Raw genomic sequence first — 23,309 nt, 5'->3', positions numbered from 1 at the left:
GCATCGCGCGAGTTCTGAACGGCTCCGTTACTGCGACTGCGACTGCGATGCGCCGGTCGCGTCGGGCGCGGCCGGTACCGGCGCCTGGGACGGTGCGGTCGAAGGGGCGGCCGTCGGTGCGGCGCCGAGGCCCGCGCTGCCTCCGCCCGCCGCGCTCGCCCCCGCCGGCGGCTGCGCGGGCGGCGGTTGCGAGGCGCCCGCCGACAGCGCGGCGGCCGACGCGGCCACTTCGGACGCCGGCACCCATTCCTCGACGATGCCCCCGGATGCCGCTTCGGGCGCCGAGGCAGCCGAGGCGGCCGACGCCTCGTCGGTATCCGCCTCGGGCGCCGGCTCCACCCGCTGCGTCCTGACCGGTGCGGGCGCCTTCTTCGCGTCGGGCGGGAACCACGTGTCGAACAGGTCCGTCGCGCGTTCGCGCAGCGACGCGAACCAGCCCGGCGACGGCTCGGTGTCGAATTTCGCCTTCGTATCGACGAGCCGGGCGCGCTGCGCGCGCTGGAAGAAATCGCCGACGATCGGCAGCGCACTGTGCGCGCCCTGCCCCCAGTAGTCGCTGCGCAGCGTCACGCGGCCGTCGTCGAAACCGACCCACGCGCCGGCGACGAGGCCGGGTTGCATCAGGATGAACCAGCCGTCCGCGTTGTCCTGCGTCGTGCCGGTCTTGCCGGCCACGTCGCCACGGATCCCGAAGCGCGTGCGGATGCTGCCGCCCGTGCCGCGCGTCACGACGTCGCGCATCACGCTGAGCAGCGTCTTGTCGGTTTCGGCGTCGAGCGCGCGCTCGGGCGGCGCCGGCGCGTATTCGGCGAGCACGTCGCCCTGGCGGTTCTCGATGCGCGTCACCATCTGCGGCTCGACATACAGCCCGCCGTTCGCGATCGTCGCGTACGACGCGACCATCTCCTTCAGCGTGACCGGGCTCGTGCCGAGCGCCAGCGACGGCACGCGTTCGAGCGGGCTTTCGCGCACGCCCATGTCGCGTGCGAGTCGGGCCACGGACGCCGGCCCGACCTTCTCCATCACCTGCGCGGTGATCCGGTTGCGCGACAGCGCGACCGCGTCGCGCAGCGTCATCGGCTTGCCGGTGGGCGGCACGTCGTCGTTCGGGCGCCAGATCTCGCCACCCTTCAACGGAATCTCGACCTGCTGGTCGATGAAGGTATCGTCCGGCTTCATCCCGTTCGCGAACGCGACGCCATAGACGAACGGCTTGAACGTCGAGCCCGGCTGGCGCCGCGCCTGCGCGACGTGGTCGAACGGCTCGCGGGTGAAGTCGCGGCTGCCGACCCACGCACGGATCTGCCCGTCGCGCGGATCGATCGCGAGGAAGCCGGCCTGCACGTCGGTCTTCGTCTTGCACAGCGCGCGCAGGAAGCTGCGGTCGGCCGCGAGCAGCTTCATCGCGGCCGCGTCGTCCTTGCCGGCGTCCTGCGCGGCCTTGTACTCGGGCGACTCGCGCATGAAGGTGCGGAACACCTCGTTGTCGGTGCCGCAGCCGTCGCGGCCGCTCCACGCGTTGTTCGCGATGCCCTGCAGCTGGTTGCCCTGCAGCGTGAGCGCCTGCGTCGCCATCTGCTGCAGCCGCGCGTCGATCGTCGTGCGCACGATCAGCCCGTCCGAGTAGATGTTATAGTCGTTGCGGTCGGCCCACGCGATCAGCCATTTGCGCAGCTGCTGCGCGAAGTGCGGCGCCGGCCCCGGCGGCTCCTTCTGGCGCTCGAAGTCGATCCGCAACGGCCGGCGCTGCAGCTGCGCGAACTGCGCGGGCGACAGCTTGCCGTACTTCACCATCTGGCCGAGCACCGTGTTGCGCCGCTGCAGCGCGCGCTCCGGGTTCAGCACCGGGTTGTAGTAACTGTTGCCCTTCAGCATCCCGACCAGCGTCGCGCTGTCGAGCACGTCGAGCTCGTTGGCCGACTTGTCGAAATAGGTGCGCGCGGCCATCTCGACGCCGTACGCGTTGTACAGGAACGGCACCGTGTTCAGGTAGGTCTCGAGGATCTGGTCCTTGCTGTAGATCGCCTCGATCTTCAGCGCGGTGATCGCCTCCTTCACCTTGCGCGTGAGCGTCGGCGCACGGCCGATCTCGTCCGGATACAGGTTGCGCGCGAGCTGCTGCGTGATCGTCGAGCCGCCCTGGCGGCTGCCCGAGAACGTGTGGAGCGCGGCCGACGCCGTGCGCTTCCAGTCGAGGCCGTGGTGCTCGTAGAAGCGGTGATCCTCGGTCGCGATCAGCGCATCGACCATGTGCGGCGAGATCTGCTTGAGCGGCACCCACTCGCGGTTCGACGGCTTGAATTCGGCCAGCAGCTTGCCGTCGGCGGACAGCACCTGCGCGGGCTGGTCGACGCGCGCCTTGCGGATGTCGCCGATGCCCGGCGTGAACGGGATGAGCACGACCACGTACACGACGAACAGCGCCGGCACGGCGGCGCCGGCGAGCAACACGCCGCGGCGCGTCGGGTGACGGACATGGTGCCACGCGGTGGCGGCGAGAGGCTTGACCCGCGCGACGGCGGCAGCCGCGACGGGTTGGGCGCGCGCGACCCATCTGGCACAGAAGGCACGCACTGACGACACGTTTCGGCGATTCACTCGGGTGGAGCTCGGCTGAAAAGGGTGCATCGTACCAAACTCGCGCGGGCCGCCGGACGGCGATGGCCTGGCGGCGACCTACCCGGCGCGCCTGCGCGGGCGGTCCCCACGCAAAAAAGGCGCGCGCCCCGCAACGGGAACGACGCGCCAAGCCTGGTACGACAAACGGACGGCCGCGCCGGGCGCGGCCGATCGGCGCGGCGACTCAGCGCACGAGAAAACCGTAGGTCAGCGGATCGCGCTCGTCGACGATCCAGTTAGCGAACCCGCAGATATGCGCGCTGCCTTCCACTTCCGGAATCACGGCCGGGATGTCGCCGACCGTCGTTTCGCGCAGCACGCGCCCCTTGAAGACCGTGCCGACGATCGATTCGTTGACGAGTGTGTCGCCGGCCGCGAGCAGCCCGCGCTGGTAGAGCTGCGCGACCCGGCCACCGGTGCCGGAACCCGTCGGCGAACGGTCGACCTCGCGATCCGCGAACACGCAGCAGTTCGCCTGCGTCGAGCCCGGGTGGCGCGGCGCATTCGCGATGATCGTGCCGTAGATGTGGTTGATTTCCGGGATCTCCGGATGCACGACCGGGTACTTCGCGTTCGCGGCGGCCTTCACTTCCGCGCCGAAGCGGATCAGCCGCTCCACCGCCGCTTCGCGCACCGGCAGGTCGAACGGCGCACCGTCGACGTAGAAATAGAACGCGCCGCCGTACGCGATGTCGCCGGTCACGGTGCCGAACGACGGCGTCTCGACCGACACGTCGCGCTGCCAGATGAACGACGGCACGTTGACGAAGCGCACCGGCCCCGCGTGCTCGCCGTCCCATTTGACGAACGCCTCGATGAAGCCGCACGGCGCGTCGATGCCGACCCGCGTTTCCGGCACCGTGCGCTGCACCCAGCCGAGCTCGACCGCCGCGGTCGACAGCGCGATCACGCCGTGCCCGCAATGATCGCTGTAGCCTTCGTTGTGCACGAAGATCACGCCGAAATCCGCGTTCGGCGACACGGGCTCGGTCAGGTAGCCGCCGTACATGTCGGCGTGGCCGCGCGGTTCGAACATCAGCGCGCGACGGATCTCGTCGGCGTTGTCCTTGAGCCACGCGCGGCGCTGGACGATCGTGTCGCCGGGCGCGCGCGGCAGCCCGCTCGTGACGATGCGGAACGCTTCGCCGCCGGTATGGACTTCGACGGTGGAAAGGGATCGGGAAATTTTCATGGGGGAATCGAAAGCGTTGAAACGAAGAACGGCGGCCGCGCCGCCGTCCGATGGCTGGCGGGCCGTTACTTCGCGTACGGTTCCGGCAGGCCGTTGCGGATCACGTAAACGGTGGTCGGCGCGCCCTTCAGGTCGCCGTTCGCGTCGAACGAATAGGTGCCCGCGACGCCCGTGTAGTTCGACTTCGCGAGCTGCGCGATCAGCTTCGCCTTGTCGGTGGTCGTGCCGGCCTTGACCATCGCGTCGGCGAGCAGCTTCATCCCGTCGTAGTAGTTCACGCCATAGACCTGCGTATCGGTGTGATACGTGTCGTGGTACTTCTTCAGGAATTCGCGCCCGGCCGCCGTCTTCTCGAGCGCGACGCCGCCCTGCGCGCAGTAGACGATCGACGCCGCCTCGCCCGCGACCTTGCCCATGTCGGCCGAGCAGATGCCGTCGCCACCGAGCAGCTTCGCGCGCAGGCCGCGCTGCTTCATCTGCTTGGCCATCGGCGCGCCCTGTGCCGCATAGCCGCCGAGGAAGATCACGTCGGGGTTGCTGGCCTTGATCTTGGTGAGAATGCCGAGGAAATCGGTGGCCGACGAACTCGTGAATTCCTGGTCGACGATCTTGATGCCGTTCGCCTTCGCGACATTCATGAACTGCTCGGCCACGCCCTGCCCGTACGCGGTGCGATCGTCGATCACGGCGGCGGTCTTCGCATTCAGCGTCTTCGCGGCGAAGGTCGCCATCGTGCCGCCGAGCTGCTCGTCGCTCGCGCCGATCCGGAAGATGTTCTTGAAACCCTGCTTCGTCAGTGCCGGGTTCGACGCGACCGGCAGCATCGGCACGCCGGCGCTCGAGTACACGCGCGAGGCGGGAATCGCGACGCCCGAGTTGTACGGCCCGAGCACCGCGACGACGCCCTTGTCGACGAGGTTCTGCGCGACCTGCACGCCGGCCTTCGGATCGGCCTGGTCGTCGTCGGAGACCAGTTTGAAGGTGACCGTCTTGCCGGCAACCTTGATGCCGGCCTTGTTGAGTTCGTCGACGGCCAGGCGCGCGCCGTTTTCATTGTCCTTGCCGTTCGCGGCCTGCGGGCCGGTCAGCGGCGCCGAATGGCCGATCGTGACGACTTCCTGCGCCTGCGCGGAAGTCAGCGCGCCGGCGGCGATGGCCACCGAGAGCGCGGTAACGAGATGTCGCATGGTGTCTCCTGATTGGTTTTGTGTGAAACCAATGTAGGATACGCGTGGTCACCGCGCAAGCAATTTCAAAATAAGAACTGCGATTCTGGTCATTTTTCAGACCAGAACGAACCCGGCGCGGTCACTTCGGTGCGATGTCGCGCCGCACGCGGCGGATGTGCTGCTCGACATAGAACGCCGCCGCATCCGCGTCGCCGGACACGATCGCCTCGTAGATCAGCCGGTGTTCGGACACGTAGAGCCGGATCCGGCCCGCATCGTAGATGCCGTCGTCCTTCAGCCGCTTCCACAGCGGCTGGTCCATCGTCTTCGCGACTTCGTCCGCGATCTTCACGATCAGCGCGTCGCCGGTCATCAGCGCGAGTTGCCGGTGGAACAGCCGGTCGCTCTCGTTCCACAGCGCGCGCTGATGCGGATCGTCGACGTCGGTAATGGTTTCCATCTGGGCCAGATAGCGTTCGGCGCCCGGGTCGGCTCGGCCGTGCGCAGCCGCGAGGCGCGCGATCGCGGGCTCCAGGATCAGCCGCACGTCGAGCGTCGACGTCGGGCTGAAATCGGGCTCGGACGCCCGGTGCCCGTCGCCGCGCTGCGCGAGCACGTCGAGCGGCGACGCGACGACGTAGGTGCCCGAATTGCGCTTCGTGAACACGAGCCCTTCGTTCTGCAGCGCGCCGAGCGCCTCGCGCACGGCCGGCCGGCCGACCTGGAACAGCCCCGCGAGCTCGCGCTCGGACGGCAGCCGCGACTCGGCGGCATAGCGCCCCGCGCGGATTTCGTCGCGGATCTTCTCGGCCACCTGCTCGTAGATCTGCAGCGGCCTGAAACCGCCTTCGAGTGTGTCGGGACGCGCGGACATCATCGTATGGCTCCTGCCCGCTCGCGGGCGTGAATCTGGAATGGGTTCGCACTATACCGGAGCGCGCCGGCATCGAGGCCATGGCGGCCCTTCTGGACAGATATTAGAACCAAAACCGGCGAGGCGCTTTATTTTCTGGGTTGCGGGTGGGCCAGCAAGTGGTATAGATTCGATCCACACTGCCCTGTGTCACGGTATCCGGCAGCTCTTGGCGGGCGCGGCATGCGCCCGTCGTCCACGCTCACCGACGCATGCGACGTACACGATGACCGCTCTTTCCCCGATTCCCGTTTTCGACGCGGCCGACACGGCCGCGCTGCTCGACTACCCGGCGCTGCTTGCCACGCTCAGGCAGGCCGTCACCGACTATGCGGCGGGCGAGATCGTCAGCCCCGAACGCCTGGTCGTGCCGCTGCAGGCGGGCGGCGTGATGCTGTCGATGCCGTCGAGCGCGCGCGACCTCGCGACCCACAAGCTCGTGAACGTGTGCCCGGGCAACGGCGCGCGCGGGCTGCCGACGATCCTCGGCCAGGTCACCGCCTACGACGCGACCACCGGCGAGATGCGCTTCGCGCTCGACGGCCCGACGGTCACCGGGCGCCGCACGGCGGCCATCACCGCGCTCGGCATCCAGGCGCTGCAGGGCGCCGCGCCGCGCGACATCCTGCTGATCGGCACCGGGAAGCAGGCGGCCAATCACGCGGAAGCGCTCGCCGCGATCTTTCCCGAGGCGCGCCTTCACGTGCGCGGCACAAGCGCCGACAGCACAGCGGCATTCTGTGCCGCGCACCGCGCGCAGGCGCCGCGCCTCGTGCCGCTCGACGGTGACGCGATTCCCGATGCGATCGACGTGGTCGTCACGCTGACGACGAGCCGCACGCCCGTCTATCGCGAAGCCGCGCGCGAAGGCCGGCTCGTGGTCGGCGTCGGCGCGTTTACCGCGGACGCGGCCGAGATCGACGCGAACACGGTGCGCGCCAGCCGGCTGGTCGTCGACGATCCGGCCGGCGCGCGTCACGAAGCCGGCGACCTGATCGTCGCGCAGGTCGACTGGCAGCACGTCGCATCGCTCGCCGACGTGCTGGGCGGCGCATTCGACCGCAACGGGCCGCTGCTGTTCAAGAGCGTCGGCTGTGCGGCGTGGGATCTCGCCGCGTGCCGCACGGCGCGCGATGCGCTGGCTGCGCGCCAGGCCGGCTGACCCGCCAACCTCCCCCTTCAGCCGCGCTCGCGGCATCGCCCCCTCGGAGCCGCTCCGGCGATTTCCCGTACGCGTTGTAGGAATCGCCCTACAACGCGTCGCAGCGGCCTACATCAACTTCCAATTCGGCCGATTTCATTTTCGGCGGCGCAACACGATACTGCCGGCATGAATGCCAGCCCGTTACCCGCCGCGCTCCGGGTGTTTCTCGTCGATCACGCCGTCGCCGTCCGGCAGCGGATCGCGCTGCTCGTCGGCGCGATCCGCGGTGTCGCCGTCGTCGGCGAAGCGGAAGACGGCCAGGACGCGTGGACGCATATCCGCAGCAGCCAGGCGGACGTGGTGATCGTCGACCTGCGGCTGGCGGACGGCAGCGGCCTCGAGCTGATCGGGACGCTGTCGAAGGCCGCGCCGCGCATCGTCACCATCGTGCTGACGAATCACTCGGCACCGGCATTCAGAGAGGCATGCGCGTTGGCCGGAGCCGACTACTTCTTCGACAAGACCGTCGAATTCGACGCCGCATGCCAGGTCATCGAATCCCTGGCGCACGCTCGCGTGCACCACCCCTGACGAGCCGGAGTGACTCATGTCCACAGCCACCCCCTGCGCCGCCGACGTATCCATCGCGCCTCGGCCGACGATTCCGCTTCGCGCGGTCACGCGCGCCGACGCCGCCAAGCATCCCGCCGCACGCTGCTCGGTGTGCGCGATGCGCACGATGTGCCTGCCGCCGCACCTGACCGCAGCCGAATACGGCCGCCTCGACTCGATCATCTGCACGACCCGGCAGGTGCGCCAGGGCGACGCGCTGTTCCGCACCGACGATCCGTTCCAGAGCATCTATGCGGTGCGCGCGGGTTCGTTCAAGACGGTGATGATGCATCGCGACGGCCGCGAACACGTGACGGGCTTCCAGATTGCCGGCGAAACGCTCGGGATGGACGGCATCGGCGGCGGCCAGCATTGCTGCGACGCGATCGCGCTCGAGGACAGCGTCGTGTGCATCATCCCGTTCGGTGCGCTCGAAGCGGCGTGCCGCGAGATCAAGCCGATGCAGCACTTCCTCTACCAGATGCTGAGCAGCGAGATCGTCCGCGAATCGAGCCAGATGCTGCTGCTCGGCACGATGTCGGCCGAGCAACGCGTCGCGCATTTCCTGCTGAACCTGTCGTCGCGCTTCGAGGCGCGCGGCTATTCGGCGACGGAATTCAACCTGCGGATGACGCGCGAGGAAATCGGCTGCTATCTCGGGATGAAGCTCGAAACCGTGAGCCGGATGTTCTCGCGGTTCCATCGCGAAGCGCTGGTCGAAACGCGCGGCAAGCGCGTGCGCATCATCGACTCGCAAGCGCTCGCCCGGGTCTGACAACCCGGAACCCAGGCTGCGCCTGACGGCACCGCGCGCGATGCATCATCGCACCGCGCCATCGGCCGCCGCGTTGCGCAGCCCCACCCTTGCACCGGCCGCCTGGCACGCGATCAGCGCCTGTTCGGCCTGCATGAACGCGCGGCGCAGCGCGTCGTCCAGGTTGCCGCCGACGCACGGCGGCAGCGGCCAGCGCGCCGTGTCGTGCATCACGAGGTCGAGTCGTACGTCGTACACGCGTGCGCCATCGGCGTCGGCGCTCGCTTCAATGGCGAGGTGACAGCCGCCGATCAGCGTGCGAAACCGTTCGAGCCGCACCAGCTGCGCGCCGGCTTCGGCTTCGACCGCGGCGGTTCCCGTGAATCCCAGGCAGGCGATCTGCATGCCCACGCCCATGTCGTGTCTCCTGACGGGGCCGCCCGCTCGTCGACCGCCTTGCATGTGCCGCCCGCACCGTAAGGCGGCGGCACGTGTTGCCCGTGGCACGGCGCGATTTCTGCGATCGCTGCCCGGCCGATCGTCTGCCCGCGCCGTCGCCGGCGCGGGTCCGTTCATACGTTGAAGGTCTGCGACGTCTTCATCTCGATCCAGGTCATGCCGGCCCGCAGCCCTTCGATCATCGCCTCGCGCTCGGTCGGATACGCATGGCTGTGCTCGAACGTATGATGAAAACGCGCGGCGCCGGTGCCGTGCTCGACCGACACGCGGCAGCGGAATTCGCCCGACTCGCACGGGCGCGTCTCGACTTCGACGGACCAGTCGCGTTCGTGAATGTTGCCCTGCAGTGTCATGCGCCCTCCTGCGGTATCAGTCGCCGAGCCGGAAGTGGCCGCTGTGCAGCAGCACCGGCCGGCCGCCGATTTCCTCGAGCATGCGTCGTGCCATCGCCTCGATCGCCGACCGGTGCGCGTCGAATGCGGCCAGCAGGTCGCGTTCGAGCAGCGACGGCGCGCCGAAATGATCCTCCAGCGCCTCGGCCGTGACCGCGCACTGCACGCACCGTCCGTCGACCAGCGCCGAAAACGCCACGACCAGGTCGCGTGCGCAATATTCGGGTGGTTCCGGCGGGAAAACAATCTGCATCTGTCGGCCTGTCATCGTCGTGATGGCTCCATGACAAGAGCATAGTGGCGCGCGCGCCCGCACGCTTGACCCACGTCAACCGGTTCGCTGCACCGCACGATGACGGCGCGGCGGCGTGCCGGCGCGGCTGTGCGATGCCGCTACAAACGGCTTTCAGCCCGCGTCGGGCTCGATCGCCGCGCCGCGCTCCGCGAGCAGTTCGCGCAGCACGCTGCGGTGGCAATGGCGCTCGTCGTCGCAATAGCAGCCGATCGAAAACGCGGTGGTCGCCGACAGCGCCGCCAGCAGGTCGAGCACCTTCGGCGCATCGCCATGCGCCATCTCCGCACGGAAGTGACGCCGGAACGCGTTCCATTCGGCATCGGTTGCGGCGGCCTGCGCCTGCGCGACGAGTTCCGGGCTCGGCGACAGCGTCGGCAGCCATACATCATAGTAGTTGCGCGACGCGAATTCCGCCTTTGGCACGCCGCGCGGCGGCCGCCGCACCGTGCCGATCCGCAGGCCCTCGCCGGCCGCGCGCGGCGTGCCGAGCTGGATGATCCGGATGCCCATGTGCTTCCTTCCAAGTTGCGCTGGATGCCGTGATCGTACCGCCGTGCGTGCCCCCGCGTCAGCCGGGTGGCACACATGGCGGCCGCCCAACAAAAAACCGGCTGCCCCCTTGCGGAGACAACCGGTTCGGCCAGCCGCGTGGCGCGCCGCGCTCAGACGCCGCTCTTCAGCACCTTGCCGATGGCATCCGCGACGATGGCGACGTTCGAGTCGTTCAGGCCCGCGACGCACATCCGGCCCGAACGCAGGACGTACACGCCGTGTACTTCGCGCAGCGCATCGACCTGCGATTCGGTCAGGCCCGTGTACGTGAACATCCCGCGCTGCTTCACGTAGCGCGTCAGTGCCTCGCCGCTGACGTGGTCGCGCAGGCCGTCATGGATCGACTGGCGCATCCGCGCGATGCGGCGGCACATTGCCGCCAGTTCCTCTTCCCACTGCTTGCGCAGCGCGGGCGTGCCGAGCACGGTTGCCACGACCTTCGCGCCGTAGGTTTGCGGGTTGCTGTAGTTCGAGCGCACCGCGCCGGCCAGCTGGCCGAGCACGCGCTCGGCCGCGGCGGCATCCTCGCAGACGACGCTCAGGCCGCCCACCCGCTCGCCGTACAGCGAGAAGTTCTTCGAGAACGAGTTCGCGACCAGCGCCGGCACGCCACGGCGGGCCAGCTCGCGCACCGCGAATGCATCCGCGTCGAGGCCCGCGCCGAAGCCCTGGTACGCCATGTCGACGAACGGCAGCAGCCCGCGCGCCTCGATCACGTCGATCAGCTTCTCCCACTGGCCTTCGTCGAGGTCGACACCGGTCGGGTTGTGGCAGCACGCGTGCAGCAGCACGATGCTGCGCGCCGGCAGCGCGTCGATCGCCGCGAGCATCGCGTCGAACTTCAGGCCGCCCGTCGCCTCGTCATAGTACGGATACGTGTTCACCGTGAAGCCGGCGCGCTCGAAGATGAAGCGGTGGTTTTCCCAGCTCGGATCGCTGAGCCACACCTGCGAATTCGGGAAATAACGCTTCAGGAAATCGGCGCCCACCTTCAGTGCGCCGGAGCCGCCGAGCGTCTGCAGCGTGGCGATGCGGCCAGCCGCGCGGGCCGGATGATCGGCGCCGAACACGAGCGCCTGCACGGCGTCGCGATACGCGGCCAGACCGACCATCGGCAGGTACGGCTTCGCGCCGCTGTCGCGCTGCAGCGCGGTTTCGGCTTCGCGCACGGCGCCCATCACCGGAATCCGGCCTTCGGCGTCGAAGTAGATGCCGATGCTCAGGTTGACCTTCTGGTCGCGCGGATCTTTCTGGAAGTTCTCGTTGAGCGTGAGGATCGGGTCGCCCGGGTACGCGTCGATGTGTTCGAACATGGCTTGAGTCGGTCTCGTTTGGAAGAATGATCGGTCGTGGCCTGCGTCAGCGTGCGGATGCGCCGTCGTGCACCGCATAGCCTGCATTCTTCTGACGGAAGCGATACCCGACCGCGAGCACCGCGAGCCATACCGGGATCAGGTACACCGACAGACGGAGATCCGGCGTCAGGTACATCACGACGAGAATGCCGGCCATGAAAGCCAGGCACAGGTAATTCGTGAAAGGATAGCCCAGACTGCGGAAGGAAGTCTCCTCCCCGGCTGCGCGCTTCGCCTGGCGGAACTTCAGGTGGATCAGCGTGATCATCGCCCAGTTGATGATCAGCGCCGACACGACGAGGCCCATCAGCACCTCGAACGCCTTGCCCGGCATGAAGTAGTTGACCAGCACGCACACGCCGGTCGCGAGCGCCGACGCGCCGAGCGCGGCGAGCGGAATGCCGCGCTTGTTCACCGAGCACAGCACCTTCGGCGCATTGCCCTGCTTCGCGAGGCCGAACAGCATCCGGCTGTTGCTGTACACGCCGCTGTTGTAGACCGACAGCGCGGCCGTCAGCACGACCACGTTCAGCACGTTGGCCACCAGGTTGCTGCTCAGCGCGTGGAAAATCAGCACGAACGGGCTGCCGCCGGTGACGACCTTTTCCCACGGGTACAGCGACAGCAGCACGGCGAGCGCGCCGATGTAGAAAATCAGGATGCGATAGATCACCTGGTTCGTCGCGCGCGGAATGCTGCGCTTCGGATCGTCGGCCTCGGCCGCGGTGATGCCGATCAGCTCGAGCCCGCCGAACGAGAACATGATCGCGGCCATCGACATCACGAGCCCCGACACGCCGTTCGGGAAGAAGCCGCCGTGCTGCCACAGGTTCCGGACACTCGCCTCCGGCCCCGCATGGCCGCTCGCGAGCAGCCAGCCGCCGAAGCCGATCATGCCGACGATCGCGGCGACCTTGATGATCGAGAACCAGAATTCCGTCTCGCCGTACGACTTCACGCTGGCCAGGTTCAGCAGGTTGATCGCGACGAAGAAGACCAGCGCCGACACCCAGGTCGGCACGCCCGGCCACCAGTACTGCACGTAGATCCCGACGGCCGACAGCTCGGCCATGCTGACGAGGATGTACAGCACCCAGTAGTTCCAGCCCGACAGGAAACCGGTGAAGTGGCCGACGTACTTGTTGGCGAAGTAGCTGAACGAGCCGGCGACGGGCTCGTCGACGACCATCTCGCCGAGCTGGCGCATGATGAAGAACGCGACGATGCCGGCCACCGCGTAGCCGAGCAGCACCGACGGGCCCGCCATCTTGATCGTCTGCGCGATGCCGAGGAACAGCCCCGTGCCGAGCGCGCCGCCGAGCGCAATCAGCTGGATGTGCCGGTTCTTCAGCCCGCGCTTCAGGCCGTCGCTCTCGTTTCCAGAAACCATGTCTTCTCCACTCTGTCCGCGCCCGCCTGCAGCGGGGTGCGGCGCGCCTCGGTGTGCCGGGCGCTGTTTTGGTGTGCCGGGGCCGTTCGTGGAGCCGCCGGGTTGGGGACTGCAATCTTCGCGTGGCGGCGCCCGATTCGCGTCGGCGTGCCCGCCAGACCGGCCGCCGACCGTCGCCGCGCCCGCTTTGATGCGTTCGCACACGAAAATCCGGCGTCAGTTTAGCGTCGCGACGGCGAAATCGGGTTTCGTAACCCGTTCATGCAAACCCTACATTATGAGATAAGATTGCATCCAGGAGACAGATGAGGAAACAAAAATGCATGAACCGGTTCTGGATCGCCTCGATCGCCACTTGCTCGCGATCCTGCAGGAGAACGGCCGCGCGTCGAACCTCGACCTGGCGAAGGCCGTCGGCCTGTCGCCCGCGCAGACGTTGCGCCGCCACCGGCGGCTGGAGGAAATCGGTGCGATCCGTCGCTACGAAACCCGGCTGTGCCCCGACACGCTCGGTTTCGGCGTGACCGCTTTCGTGCACGTGACGATGGAGCGCGGGCATATCCGCGACCTGTCGAAGTTCCAGAAACTGGTGTCCGATCTAGCGCAGATCCAGGAATGCTTCTCGGTGACGGGCGACATCGACTACGTGTTGAAGGTCGTCGCGCACGATCTGAAAGGCTTGTCGCGGTTCCTGCTCGAGACGCTGATGCGCATTCCCGGCGTGAGCGGCGTGCATTCGAGCGTGTGCCTCGACGAGATCAAGTGCACGAGTGCGATGCCGGTCGAGGCGTGACCTTCACACATGGATTCTCGGCGGCGCCATTCGCGCGCCCGGCATCCGCAGCACGTGGTCGCCCCGAATAGGCTCGAATCCCTCATCGGCCTATTCCCACCTCGCGTAGCACACCTCGCAGCTCATCCACATTGCATCGAGCGCAACGATCTCATGTTCGTATGCGCGCGGCCCGCTACGAGCCACGGGCGGATTCAATCAAAATTTCGAATGCGTCCGATGGACAATAATCGCCCTTCTGGCGACCCTAGAGTATTCCTCAAGAACTCGGCTTGATCCTTGAGAATCCATGTACAGGGGGGCTGACGCATGACCAATTTTTTCGACAAAAAACCGTACGACTTCGACATCGACGACAGTGAGGATTGGGTTTTGGTACATTCCGGCGCCATCACCAATACCAACCCCGGCTCAATGGTGTATGTGTCAATCAACACGACTCCCATATGCTCGAATATGAGTAACAGGAAATTCCGAAAACTGATCATGAAGGCTCGTGATGCAGCAATCTCTCTGATACTACAGCGCATTGAAGGCGTCACAGCTTGGGACAAGGCTGAACAAGCGCGGGCTCGACTCTACTTCGGCCGCTCCGACAATGATGTCAGATCAGTCCTTGCCGCTGGCTTGCCTAGACTACTCAATGCGATGCGGGAGCTCGTGCCGGAGAAGATCGTTCGATGGGACGATTCCATGAACAGACGTCTTACCTGCAGTGTAGTGCCCGACAGTGGTAACAACATCGCAGGGGTATGCAAGCCGGACTCTGAGAAGCGGATCATCGCCATCTATTCAAAATTCTGCACAATTTCAAACGGAGACCTATGGACGGCATCAAAGGTTAAAACACTGATCCATGAATGCACGCACTATGTCGACACATTCAATTCCGACGACATCATATATTCCGACACAGAATCCGGGCTGAAGGCTTTTGCAGAAAACAATGCCGACGTCGCCATTAGAAATGCGGACAGTATTACGGGATACATCGCAACCTTCGACAAGAGAATCATGGAATGAAAGTCCATATCAAAGCCGTAATTTCCGGTATCTCACGGGTGATTGCACTGTCGGCATGCGCCGGCACCTTTCCAGCACATGCATGCACGATTGGGGAATCGGTGCGAATCCCGTTACCGCTCAACAGCGTCGACGTGACCAATGCTGACAGGCTGAAAATCGCAAATGCTGTAATCGAGGCGCGAAAATGGCCGGATGCAGAAATTCAGGCCGTTGTCATATCCGGTGCATATACGATGGAACGGAACGGCGAGCGCCTGAAGACCGAGCGAGCCAAGATCGCGAGCGAATATCTGAAGCAACTTGGAATCAGGAACGAACACATCATCATCGACAAAAAAACTTTCACCGATGCCATGGTGCGGAACAGCGACGGAACACTAACCCTGTACCAGATCGACATTGAGCTAACCCCCCTATGCCGAGGCGGGTGTCAAAGGCTTTGCGACGACCCACGCGTTACGCCCCGAAGCAAGGCGATTCTGTGATGGGCAATGACGATTTGTCGGCTGCGCGCGCACTTTCACGGCGTCCGAACGGGGCCATCTTGGCGTTTACTCACCGCACCGCCTCGAACGCACTGATCAACAACGCCCCGCAAGCGATCACCAGACACCCTGCCGCCCGGCGCGGCGTCAGCCGCTCGCCGAGATACACGCGCGCGATCAGCGCCGCGAACACCACGCTCGTTTCGCGCAGCGCCGACACCGGCCCCATCGGCGCGCGATCCATCGCCCAGATCACGATGCCGTACGCGAGCGCCGCGAACACGCCGCCGCACGCGGCCTTCGCCGTTTCGCCGACCTCCTGCGTCAGCCGCAGCGGCCCCGCCCGCAGCCGGTAGTACGCGGCCATCATCGCGCCCGTCAGCACGAACATCCACGCGGTATAGCCGACCGTGTTGCCGCTTTCCCGCACGCCGATCCCGTCGACCACGCTGTAGGCCGCGATCGACACGCCGGTCGCGAACGCGGTCGGCAGCACCTGCATCATCCGGTGCGTGGCGCCGCGCCCGCGCTCCAGCCCGATCGCGAGGATGCCGGCGCAGATCAGCACGAGCCCTGCCTGCGCACCCAGGTTCAGCCGCTCGCCCGCGAACGCCGCCGCGCCGAGCGTGACGAGCAGTGGCGCGGTGCCGCGCGCGACCGGATACGCGACGCTCAGGTCGCCGTGCTCGTACGCGCGCACCAGCAGCAGCGTATAGACGACGTGCAGCACGGCCGACGCGACGACGTACGCCCAGCTCGCCGCCGAGATCGGCGCCGCGGCCGGCAGGAACAGCAGCGCGAACAGCCCGATCGCGATCTGCAGCACCGTGGCCGACCGGAGCCGGTCGCCGCTGCTGCGGACGAGCGCATTCCACGACGCGTGCAGGAACGCTGCACATAGAACGGCAAACAGAACGGGGATCGGCACGCTGAATACTCGCTGACGGTCGGCCACGCGAAATCGTCGCCGCAGGGCGTTCATCGTAGGAATACGTCATCCAATTGTCAAAAAACGGGCGCCGCACCGCACCGTGCGCCGAGCCGTCGATGACGCCCTTTCGCCCGCCCCGCGCGGCATCCGCGGCAAGCGGCCCACGCGCCGCGGGATGTGACACGAAGGTGGCATGCGGTCCGCCCCTTTCCGTTCACTTTCGCATCGCATTCCGCCGTAATGAAATCGATACCGCAGCGCAATCGCGACGAAACCACTCCGTCCCCATATCTTCATACGGGACTGTTCCAATGCGCGTGCTCGCTCAAGAGCTCCGCGCCGAACCGACACGGCGACGGGGCCGCTCTCCACCATCGAAGACCTTACCTGGAGTTTCCCGATGTTCCGTCAAGCCTTGCTCGTCACCGCCTGCGCAGCCGCGGCGCTGGCGCTGTTCGCCTGCGGCGGCAGCGACGATCCCACGTCGACGCCCGCCGTGTCGTCGCAGGATGCGCTGCAGACCGCCACGCCGATCAAGCACGTCGTCGTGATCTACGGTGAAAACATCTCGTTCGACCACTACTTCGGCACCTACCCGAACGCGACGAACCCGTCGGGCGAACCGGCGTTCACCGCCAAGTCCGGCACGCCGACGCCCAACGGCCTGACGGGCACGCTGCTCACCGCGAACCCGAACTTCACGAACCCGGCCAACGGCACCGACGCGGCGAACCCGTTCCGCCTCGACCGCACGCAGGCCGCGACCGCTGACCAGAACCACGCGTACACGGCCGAGCAGCAGGCCGAGGACAACGGCCTCGCCGACCTGTTCCCGAAATACACCGGCAAGGGCTCGTCCGGCGGCGCCGGCGCGTTCGGCACGAAGGGCCAGGTGATGGGCTACTTCGACGGCAACACCGTGACCGCGCTGTGGAACTACGCGCAACGCTTCGCGATGAGCGACAACACGTTCACGACGGTCTACGGCCCGTCGACGCCGGGCGCGCTGAACGTCGTGTCGGGCCAGACCAACGGGATGCAGATCGTCAAGACGTCGAAGCAGCCGTCGACGCTTGCCGCCAGCTCGTACTACATCAATGACGGCCAGGGCGGCTTCACGATGATCAACGACGTCGACCCGGGCTTCGACGTGTGCTCGAGCACGACCGACCAGGCGATGATGACGGGCAAGAACATCGGCGACCTGCTGAACAGCGCGAAGATCACGTGGGGCGGCTTCATGGGCGGCTTCAACCTGTCGACGACGAACGGCAACGGCACCACGGGCTGCGCGCGCAGCACGGTCGCCACCGCCGTGAACGCCGCGACGGCCGACTACATCCCGCACCACAACTGGTTCCAGTACTACGCGTCGACCGCGAACCCGCAGCACACGCGCCCGAGCTCGGTCGCCGCGATCGGTTCGAGCCTCCAGACCGACGGCAAGACCGCCGAACCCGCGAACCACCAGTACGACACGGACGACTTCTTCGCCGCCGTGAAGGCCGGCAACTTCCCGTCGGTCAGCTACCTGAAGGCGCCGGCCGCGCAGGACGGGCACGCCGGCTATTCGGATCCGCTCGACGAGCAGGCGTTCGTGACGAAGGTGGTCAACTTCCTGCAACAGCAGCCGGACTGGCAGAACACGGCCGTGATCGTCACCTATGACGACTCGGACGGCTGGTACGACCACGTATACACGGCGCCGACGCACGCATCGTCGGACGCGGTCGACCAGGTCAACGGCAGCGGCAAGTGCGGCACGGGCGGCACCACCGGCGTGAACGGCGCGACCGTCAACGGCCGTTGCGGCCCGGGCGTGCGCATTCCGCTCGTCGTGATCTCGCCGTACGCGAAGCAGAACTACGTCGACCACACGATGCTCGACCAGGCGTCCGTCGTGCGCTTCATCGAGGACAACTGGCTCGGCGGCCAGCGCATCGGCGGCGGCTCGTTCGATGCGACGGCGGGCGACCTGCGCGCATTGTTCGACTTCACGTCGAAGCCGAACACGACGCCGCTGTACCTCGACCCGACGCTCGGCACCGTATTGAGCTCGGCGCCCGCGATCTGACCGGTACGTCGTGACCGCATGGCCGGCGCAGCACGCGCCGGCCGTTTCCGTTTAACGCGCCGCTTCGTGCGGCGCCCGATTTCCGACCGACAGCATGACTGCCCGCCCCGCGTTCCCGTCTCCCGACACCACCGGCCCCCGCGCGTCGCGCACGCCGTCCCGCCTCCTGCGCCGCACGGCGTTCGTGATCGGCGCCGCCGTGCTCGGCTACGGCGCGTTCGCGATCGCGTTCCCCGCGCAGGTGCCCGCGGCGATCGGCACCGTCGTCGCCGACTGGACGGGCGCGAACCCGCATCCGGTCGTGCTGCAGCGGCCCGCCGCGCAACCGCTGTCGGCGGTCGCGCAGCTCGGCCGCGCGCTGTTCGCCGATCCGTCGCTGTCCGCGTCGGGCAAGCAGTCGTGCGCGTCGTGCCACAGCCCGGATCATGCGTATGGCCCGCCGAATGCGCTCGACGTGCAGCCGGGCGGCCTCGCGATGACGCAGCAGGGCTATCGCCCGCCGCCGTCGCTGATGTACCTGTACCGTCAGCCGAACTTCAGCATCGGCCCCGATGCCGGTGAAAACGACGCCGCGCCGAGCGTCGCGCAACAGGCCGCGTCGGCGGCCGGCGTCGTCAAGGCGCAGAAGGTGGCCGGCACGTCGGCCGCGCCGCAACTCGTGCCGCAGGGCGGAATGTTCTGGGATGGCCGCGCCGATACGCTGCAGCAACAGGCGTTCGGCCCGCTGCTGAATCCGGTCGAGATGGCGAACGCGAGCGTCGACGACGTCGCGCGCAAGCTCAAGCAGTCGTCGCACCGCGCGCAGCTCGAGCAACTGTTCGGCCCGCGCGTGTTCGACAGCCCGCAGCTCGCGGTGTCGGAGGCGATGTTCGCGATCGCGCGCTACCAGGTGGAAGATCCGTCGTTCCATCCGTACAACAGCAAGTACGACCGCTGGCTCGAAGGCCGCGCGCGCCTCACGCAGGCCGAACTGCGCGGGCTGCGCCTGTTCAACGATCCGGACAAGGCGAATTGCGCGGGCTGCCACCTGTCGAAACCCGGCAAGGACGGGTTGCCGCCGATGTTGACCGATTACCAGTACGAGGCGCTCGGCGCGCCGCGCAACAAGGAACTGGCGCAGAACCGCAACCCGGCGTTCTACGATCTCGGCGTGTGCGGGCCGTTCCGCGACGACCTGAAGGATCAGACGCAGTATTGCGGGATGTTCCTGACGCCGACGCTGCGCAACGCGGCGACGCGCCACGTGTTCTTCCACAACGGCGTGTTCCACACGCTCGACCAGGTGATGGCGTTCTACAACGAGCGCAGCATCTCGCCGCAGAAGTTCTATTCGCGCGGTGCGGACGGCAAGGTCGACGAGTACGACGACATCCCGCCGAAGTATCGCGCGAACGTCGACGTGACCGATGCGCCGTTCGATCGCAAGCCGGGCGACAAGCCCGCGATGACGGCGCAGGACATCAAGGATATCGAAGCATTCCTCGGCACGCTGAACGACGAGCCGGTGCGGCATTGAGTGCGGGATGACCGCCGCGCCGCGTCGTGTCAGCAGCGCGCGCGGATGCAGAGGAAGGCCGGGGCCAGCGACAGCTCCGCATGAAGCCGCTCCGAGGCGGCCTTCATCTCGGGCAGCGGCTTCGGCTCGACGAACCGGTCGAGCCGCCAGCCGCTGTCGGCCACGGCGTTCAGGATGTCGGCGAGCGGCCGCCGCCACGCTTCGACATAGGGTTTCGGCTCACCGAAACCCGACCAGTGGAAGCCGAAGCGGGACGTATCGAAATAGGTGCCCTCGCCGCGCGTGCGTTCGTCCATCCAGTCGCGCATCGGATGCGCCATCGAAAACACGAGCGTGGCGCCCGGCCGCGCGACCCGCCGGAATTCGCGCAGCGTCGGCGCAAGGTCGCGCACGTAGTCGAACGCGAGCGAACAGACGATCTTGTCGAATGCTTCGTCGGGCAACCACGTGAGCGGCCCCTCCAGATCGCCCTCCACGAGGTCGACCGCGAGGCCCGCGCAGCGTGTTCTTGCCAGCGCGACCATCTCCGGCGTGACGTCGAACGCATGCACCCTCGCGCCCTGGCGTGCGAGGTGTTCGCTGCCGATGCCGGGCCCGCAGCCGGCATCGAGCACCGTCAGGCCGTCGACGTCGCCCAGCAGCGCCATCGTCGCCGGACGTTCGTAGAGCGCGTTGTGCGCCTTCGTCGGCGCGATGTCGGCGTAGCGTTGCGCGAAGCTCGCGTATGCCTGGCGGCCGGGTGGTTCGTTCGGATCGGTCATGCGGACTCCGTCGATGGAAACCGGGGGAGCCGATTCTGCCTGATCCGCCGGCGCGTGGCGACTCGGCGTCTCGCCTGCGTCACGACAGGCTGTCGAGCAGCCGATACCAGGCCACGCCGGCCGCGATATAGAAGCGCTGCAGCCCGTGAAACGGAATGGGCCGGATCGGCGTGCGCCGGAACGGCAGCGGCAGTTGCGCATCGCCCGACAGGTGCGCGGCCAGATGCTTGCCGAGCGTCGTCGCCATCGCGATGCCGCGCCCGTTGTAGCCGAGCGCGATCGTCACGCCCGGCGCGGGCTCGTGCACGTGCGGCATGAAATCCGCGGTGATCGCGACGCGCCCGGCCCAGCGGTACTCGAACCGGACTCCCTTCAGTTGCGGATACAGCAGCGTCGTCGCACGCTCGAGATGGCGCCAGTCGCTCGTCGCACGCGGTTCCGCGAACGGGCCGCGGCCGCCCATCAGCAGGCGTCCCGCGGCATCGCGCCGGAAGTACAGCAGCAGGCGCCGTGCATCCGATGCGACCTCGCCGCCGGCGAGGATGTCGCGACCGAGTTCCGGCGCGAGCGGTTGCGTCGCGACGATGAAGCTGTTCGCGGCGATCACCGACTGGCGCAAGCCCGGCCACAGCCCGTCCGTATACCCGTTGGTCGCGATCACGACGCGGTCCGCCGATAGCGTCGCGCCGCCGGCCGTCGCGACCTGCCAGCGGCCGTCGGCACGCGTCAGCCCGACGGCGCGCGTCAGCCCGTGCACGACCGCCCCGCTCGCCTGCGCGGCGCGCACGAGGCCGCGCGTATAGCTGAGCGGCTGCACACTGCCCGCGCGGCGATCGATCCAGCCGCCCGCATACGCATGCGTGCCGAGCCGGCGCGCGACCTCGTCGCGACCGAGCAGTTCGACCGGTGCGCCGCGCGCGGCCCACTGCCGCGCACGCCGGGCGACCGTGTCGAGCATCGCGGCAGTCGGCGCCGGCTGGATCCAGCCGTGGCGTCGCGCATCGCAGTCGATCGCGTGCCGCGCGATCAGGTCGAATACCGTGTCGGCCGCACCGCCGACCACGGCAGCAAGCTGCTCGCCGGCTTCGTCGCCGAACCGGCGGATCAATTCGTCGGGGTCGTATTTCAGGCCGGGGATCACTTGCCCGCCGTTGCGGCCGGACGCGCCCCAGCCCGGCTGCGCGCCGTCGATCACGCGCACGTTCACGCCGCGTTCGGCCAGGTGAAGCGCGGTCGACAGGCCCGTAAAGCCGGCGCCGACGATCGCCACGTCGCACGACGCGGAAGCGTCGAGCGCGGGTGTATCGGGCGCCGGCGCGGCGGTCGCCGCCCACAGCGAATCCGGCCACTGGGCGTCGGGCCATCCGGGTGCCGCGTTCCTTGCACTCATGTTCGATCCGGGTTGGCGGCGTCGTCCGACGCCAGCAGTCGACGCAGGAATTCCTGCGTGCGGGGATGCTTCGGCTGCGTGAGCACGTCGCGCGCGGATCCGCTTTCGCAGATGGTGCCGTCGTGCAGGAAACACACGCGATCGGCCACCTCGCGCGCGAATGCCATTTCGTGCGTGACGACCACCATGGTCATGCCGTCGCGCGCGAGTCCGCGCATCACGCCGAGCACTTCGCCGACGAGTTCGGGGTCGAGCGCCGACGTCGGTTCGTCGAACAGGATCGCCTGCGGCTCCATCGCGAGCGCGCGTGCGATCGCGACGCGCTGCTGCTGCCCGCCCGACAGCTCGGACGGATACGCGTTCATCCGGTGCGCGAGCCCGACCTTGTCGAGCAGCGCGCGGGCCTGCTCGCGCGCTTGCGCGGCCGGCGTGCGCCGCACGTGGACCGGCCCTTCCATCACGTTCTCGAGCGCCGTGCGATGCGAGAACAGGTTGAAGCGCTGGAACACCATGCCGACCCGCATCCGCAGCTCGTGGATCCGTTTCGAATGCGCGTCGACCGTCACGCCGTCGATCGTGATCGATCCTTCGTCGTAAGTCTCGAAGCCGTTGATACAGCGCAGCACGGTCGACTTGCCCGAGCCGGACGGCCCGATCAGGCACACGACCTCACCTTGCTGCACGTCGAGGCTGACGCCCTTCAGCACCGCGTGTTGCTGAAAGCGCTTGTGTATCGCATCGATCCGGATCATGCGCTTCTCCTCAGCGAGAGTCGCTTGCCGAGCCGGTTCACGCCGAACATCAGCGGCAGGCCGAGCGCGAGATACAGCAACGCGACGAGCGTATAGACGCTCATGTTCTGGAACGTCGACGACGCGATCAGCTGGCCGGCGCGCGTGATCTCCGCGACCGTGATCGTCGACGCGACCGAAGAATCCTTCAGCAGCATCACCAGCGTGTTGCCGTAAGGCGGCAGCGCGATGCGGAACGCCTGCGGCAGCACCACGCGCCGCATGATCATCGGCCCGCGCATGCCGATCGCGTGCGCGGCTTCGATCTGGCCACGGTCGATCGCCTCGATGCCCGCGCGGAAGTTTTCCGCCTGGTAGGCCGAATACGCGATGCCGAGACCGAGCACCCCGGCCTGGAATGCCGACAGCTGGATGCCGAGATCGGGCAACACGAAGTACATGTAGAACAGCTGCACGATGATCGGCAGGCCGCGAATCACGTTGACGACCGTGCTCCCGACCGTCGACACGGCACGGTTGGGCGACACCTTCAGCAACGCGAGGATCAGCCCGAGTACCGAGCTGAGCACGAACGCGCATGCCGTGATCTCGATCGTGACCACCGCCCCCTTCAGCAGGATCGGCAGGAAATCGATCGCGTTCTGAAAAAACATGAGGTCTCCTATGCGACGGCCCGGCGGCACGTCGCAGTGGGTGCCCGCGATGCGCGGGCGATACCGCTCGGGAATCCCGGGC

23 protein-coding genes are annotated in these 23,309 nt (G+C 67.3%); 8 read left to right on the top strand and 15 right to left on the bottom strand.

The window, feature by feature from the left end; translation table 11 throughout:
- Positions 1–27 precede the first annotated feature (27 nt).
- The 4 genes from CFB40_RS24800 to CFB40_RS24785 form a co-directional block, all read right to left on the bottom strand.
- Positions 28–2,628, bottom strand: a complete 2,601-nt coding sequence (locus CFB40_RS24800; RefSeq protein ID WP_089432660.1) for a penicillin-binding protein 1A — start codon at positions 2,626–2,628, stop codon at positions 28–30.
- Positions 2,629–2,803: 175 nt separating this feature from the next.
- Positions 2,804–3,811: a trans-3-hydroxy-L-proline dehydratase gene (gene lhpH, locus CFB40_RS24795; protein WP_089432659.1), complete on the bottom strand. Its 1,008-nt coding sequence runs from the start codon at positions 3,809–3,811 to the stop codon at positions 2,804–2,806.
- A 65-nt stretch (positions 3,812–3,876) separates the two neighbouring features.
- The gene (locus tag CFB40_RS24790) at positions 3,877–4,998 is read right to left on the bottom strand and encodes a branched-chain amino acid ABC transporter substrate-binding protein (protein WP_089427529.1); all 1,122 of its coding nucleotides are present in this window, start codon (positions 4,996–4,998) and stop codon (positions 3,877–3,879) included.
- 121 nt (positions 4,999–5,119) lie between these two features.
- Complete coding sequence (locus CFB40_RS24785) at positions 5,120–5,857, bottom strand: FadR/GntR family transcriptional regulator (RefSeq protein WP_089432658.1); 738 nt, start codon at positions 5,855–5,857, stop codon at positions 5,120–5,122.
- A 262-nt stretch (positions 5,858–6,119) separates the two neighbouring features.
- On the opposite strand from CFB40_RS24785, the gene lhpI reads away from it, so the two are divergent.
- The 3 genes from lhpI to CFB40_RS24770 all read left to right on the top strand — a co-directional run bounded on the left by lhpI (position 6,120) and on the right by CFB40_RS24770 (position 8,424).
- Positions 6,120–7,055: a bifunctional Delta(1)-pyrroline-2-carboxylate/Delta(1)-piperideine-2-carboxylate reductase gene (lhpI, locus tag CFB40_RS24780; RefSeq protein WP_089432657.1), complete on the top strand. Its 936-nt coding sequence runs from the start codon at positions 6,120–6,122 to the stop codon at positions 7,053–7,055.
- A 168-nt stretch (positions 7,056–7,223) separates the two neighbouring features.
- Positions 7,224–7,628: a response regulator transcription factor gene (locus CFB40_RS24775; protein WP_089427532.1), complete on the top strand. Its 405-nt coding sequence runs from the start codon at positions 7,224–7,226 to the stop codon at positions 7,626–7,628.
- 16 nt (positions 7,629–7,644) lie between these two features.
- Positions 7,645–8,424: a helix-turn-helix domain-containing protein gene (locus CFB40_RS24770; RefSeq protein WP_089427533.1), complete on the top strand. Its 780-nt coding sequence runs from the start codon at positions 7,645–7,647 to the stop codon at positions 8,422–8,424.
- 45 nt (positions 8,425–8,469) lie between these two features.
- Here CFB40_RS24770 and CFB40_RS24765 read toward each other — a convergent pair whose 3' ends face one another.
- From CFB40_RS24765 to CFB40_RS24740, 6 genes are all read right to left on the bottom strand, one after another.
- Complete coding sequence (locus CFB40_RS24765) at positions 8,470–8,820, bottom strand: metal ABC transporter ATPase (protein ID WP_089432656.1); 351 nt, start codon at positions 8,818–8,820, stop codon at positions 8,470–8,472.
- Between the two features lie 155 nt (positions 8,821–8,975).
- Complete coding sequence (locus CFB40_RS24760; RefSeq protein WP_039367346.1) at positions 8,976–9,215, bottom strand: hypothetical protein; 240 nt, start codon at positions 9,213–9,215, stop codon at positions 8,976–8,978.
- 16 nt (positions 9,216–9,231) lie between these two features.
- Positions 9,232–9,522, bottom strand: a complete 291-nt coding sequence (locus CFB40_RS24755) for a DUF1488 domain-containing protein (RefSeq protein WP_089427535.1) — start codon at positions 9,520–9,522, stop codon at positions 9,232–9,234.
- Between the two features lie 138 nt (positions 9,523–9,660).
- On the bottom strand, positions 9,661–10,059 hold the full coding sequence (locus tag CFB40_RS24750; RefSeq protein WP_089427536.1) for a DUF488 domain-containing protein: 399 nt from the start codon (positions 10,057–10,059) through the stop codon (positions 9,661–9,663).
- Positions 10,060–10,211: 152 nt separating this feature from the next.
- Entirely contained in the window at positions 10,212–11,414 is a 1,203-nt protein-coding gene (locus CFB40_RS24745) for an amino acid aminotransferase (RefSeq protein WP_089432655.1), read from the bottom strand.
- 46 nt (positions 11,415–11,460) lie between these two features.
- Positions 11,461–12,846, bottom strand: coding sequence for an amino acid permease (locus tag CFB40_RS24740; protein ID WP_069251526.1), 1,386 nt, complete (start codon positions 12,844–12,846; stop codon positions 11,461–11,463).
- A gap of 319 nt (positions 12,847–13,165) precedes the next feature.
- Here CFB40_RS24740 and CFB40_RS24735 point away from each other — a divergent pair, with 319 nt between their 5' ends.
- The 3 genes from CFB40_RS24735 to CFB40_RS38165 all read left to right on the top strand — a co-directional run bounded on the left by CFB40_RS24735 (position 13,166) and on the right by CFB40_RS38165 (position 15,150).
- The gene (locus CFB40_RS24735) at positions 13,166–13,639 is read left to right on the top strand and encodes an Lrp/AsnC family transcriptional regulator (RefSeq protein ID WP_039367332.1); all 474 of its coding nucleotides are present in this window, start codon (positions 13,166–13,168) and stop codon (positions 13,637–13,639) included.
- Positions 13,640–13,948: 309 nt separating this feature from the next.
- Positions 13,949–14,662, top strand: a complete 714-nt coding sequence (locus CFB40_RS24730; protein ID WP_256976893.1) for a M35 family metallo-endopeptidase — start codon at positions 13,949–13,951, stop codon at positions 14,660–14,662.
- Positions 14,659–15,150: a hypothetical protein gene (locus tag CFB40_RS38165; RefSeq protein WP_143329879.1), complete on the top strand. Its 492-nt coding sequence runs from the start codon at positions 14,659–14,661 to the stop codon at positions 15,148–15,150. The genes CFB40_RS24730 and CFB40_RS38165 overlap by 4 nt, the downstream gene beginning before the upstream one ends.
- Before the next feature lie 70 nt (positions 15,151–15,220).
- Here the strand turns inward: CFB40_RS38165 and CFB40_RS24720 are convergent, their stop codons facing one another.
- Positions 15,221–16,132: an EamA family transporter gene (locus CFB40_RS24720; RefSeq protein ID WP_089432653.1), complete on the bottom strand. Its 912-nt coding sequence runs from the start codon at positions 16,130–16,132 to the stop codon at positions 15,221–15,223.
- 349 nt (positions 16,133–16,481) lie between these two features.
- Here CFB40_RS24720 and CFB40_RS24715 point away from each other — a divergent pair, with 349 nt between their 5' ends.
- Complete coding sequence (locus CFB40_RS24715) at positions 16,482–18,155, top strand: phospholipase C (RefSeq protein WP_089432652.1); 1,674 nt, start codon at positions 16,482–16,484, stop codon at positions 18,153–18,155.
- A gap of 94 nt (positions 18,156–18,249) precedes the next feature.
- Positions 18,250–19,671 carry a cytochrome-c peroxidase gene (locus CFB40_RS24710; protein ID WP_089427542.1) on the top strand — a complete coding sequence of 474 codons (1,422 nt, stop codon included), beginning with the start codon at positions 18,250–18,252 and terminating at the stop codon, positions 19,669–19,671.
- Between the two features lie 29 nt (positions 19,672–19,700).
- On the opposite strand, the gene CFB40_RS24705 is transcribed toward CFB40_RS24710, so the two are convergent.
- The 4 genes from CFB40_RS24705 to CFB40_RS24690 form a co-directional block, all read right to left on the bottom strand.
- Positions 19,701–20,432, bottom strand: coding sequence for a class I SAM-dependent methyltransferase (locus CFB40_RS24705; RefSeq protein WP_089432651.1), 732 nt, complete (start codon positions 20,430–20,432; stop codon positions 19,701–19,703).
- A 79-nt stretch (positions 20,433–20,511) separates the two neighbouring features.
- Positions 20,512–21,822, bottom strand: coding sequence for an NAD(P)/FAD-dependent oxidoreductase (locus CFB40_RS24700; protein ID WP_089432650.1), 1,311 nt, complete (start codon positions 21,820–21,822; stop codon positions 20,512–20,514).
- Positions 21,819–22,574 carry an amino acid ABC transporter ATP-binding protein gene (locus CFB40_RS24695; RefSeq protein WP_089432649.1) on the bottom strand — a complete coding sequence of 252 codons (756 nt, stop codon included), beginning with the start codon at positions 22,572–22,574 and terminating at the stop codon, positions 21,819–21,821. Before CFB40_RS24695 ends, CFB40_RS24700 begins: the two co-directional genes overlap by 4 nt.
- On the bottom strand, positions 22,571–23,227 hold the full coding sequence (locus tag CFB40_RS24690; protein WP_046547751.1) for an amino acid ABC transporter permease: 657 nt from the start codon (positions 23,225–23,227) through the stop codon (positions 22,571–22,573). The genes CFB40_RS24695 and CFB40_RS24690 overlap by 4 nt, the downstream gene beginning before the upstream one ends.
- Between the last annotated feature and the right edge of the window lie 82 nt (positions 23,228–23,309).

Source organism: Burkholderia sp. AU31652, from assembly GCF_002223155.1.
In the GTDB taxonomy this organism is placed as follows: domain Bacteria; phylum Pseudomonadota; class Gammaproteobacteria; order Burkholderiales; family Burkholderiaceae; genus Burkholderia.
Note: the sequence above shows the minus strand (reverse complement) of the source record. Positions and strands in the feature narration are given on the sequence as shown.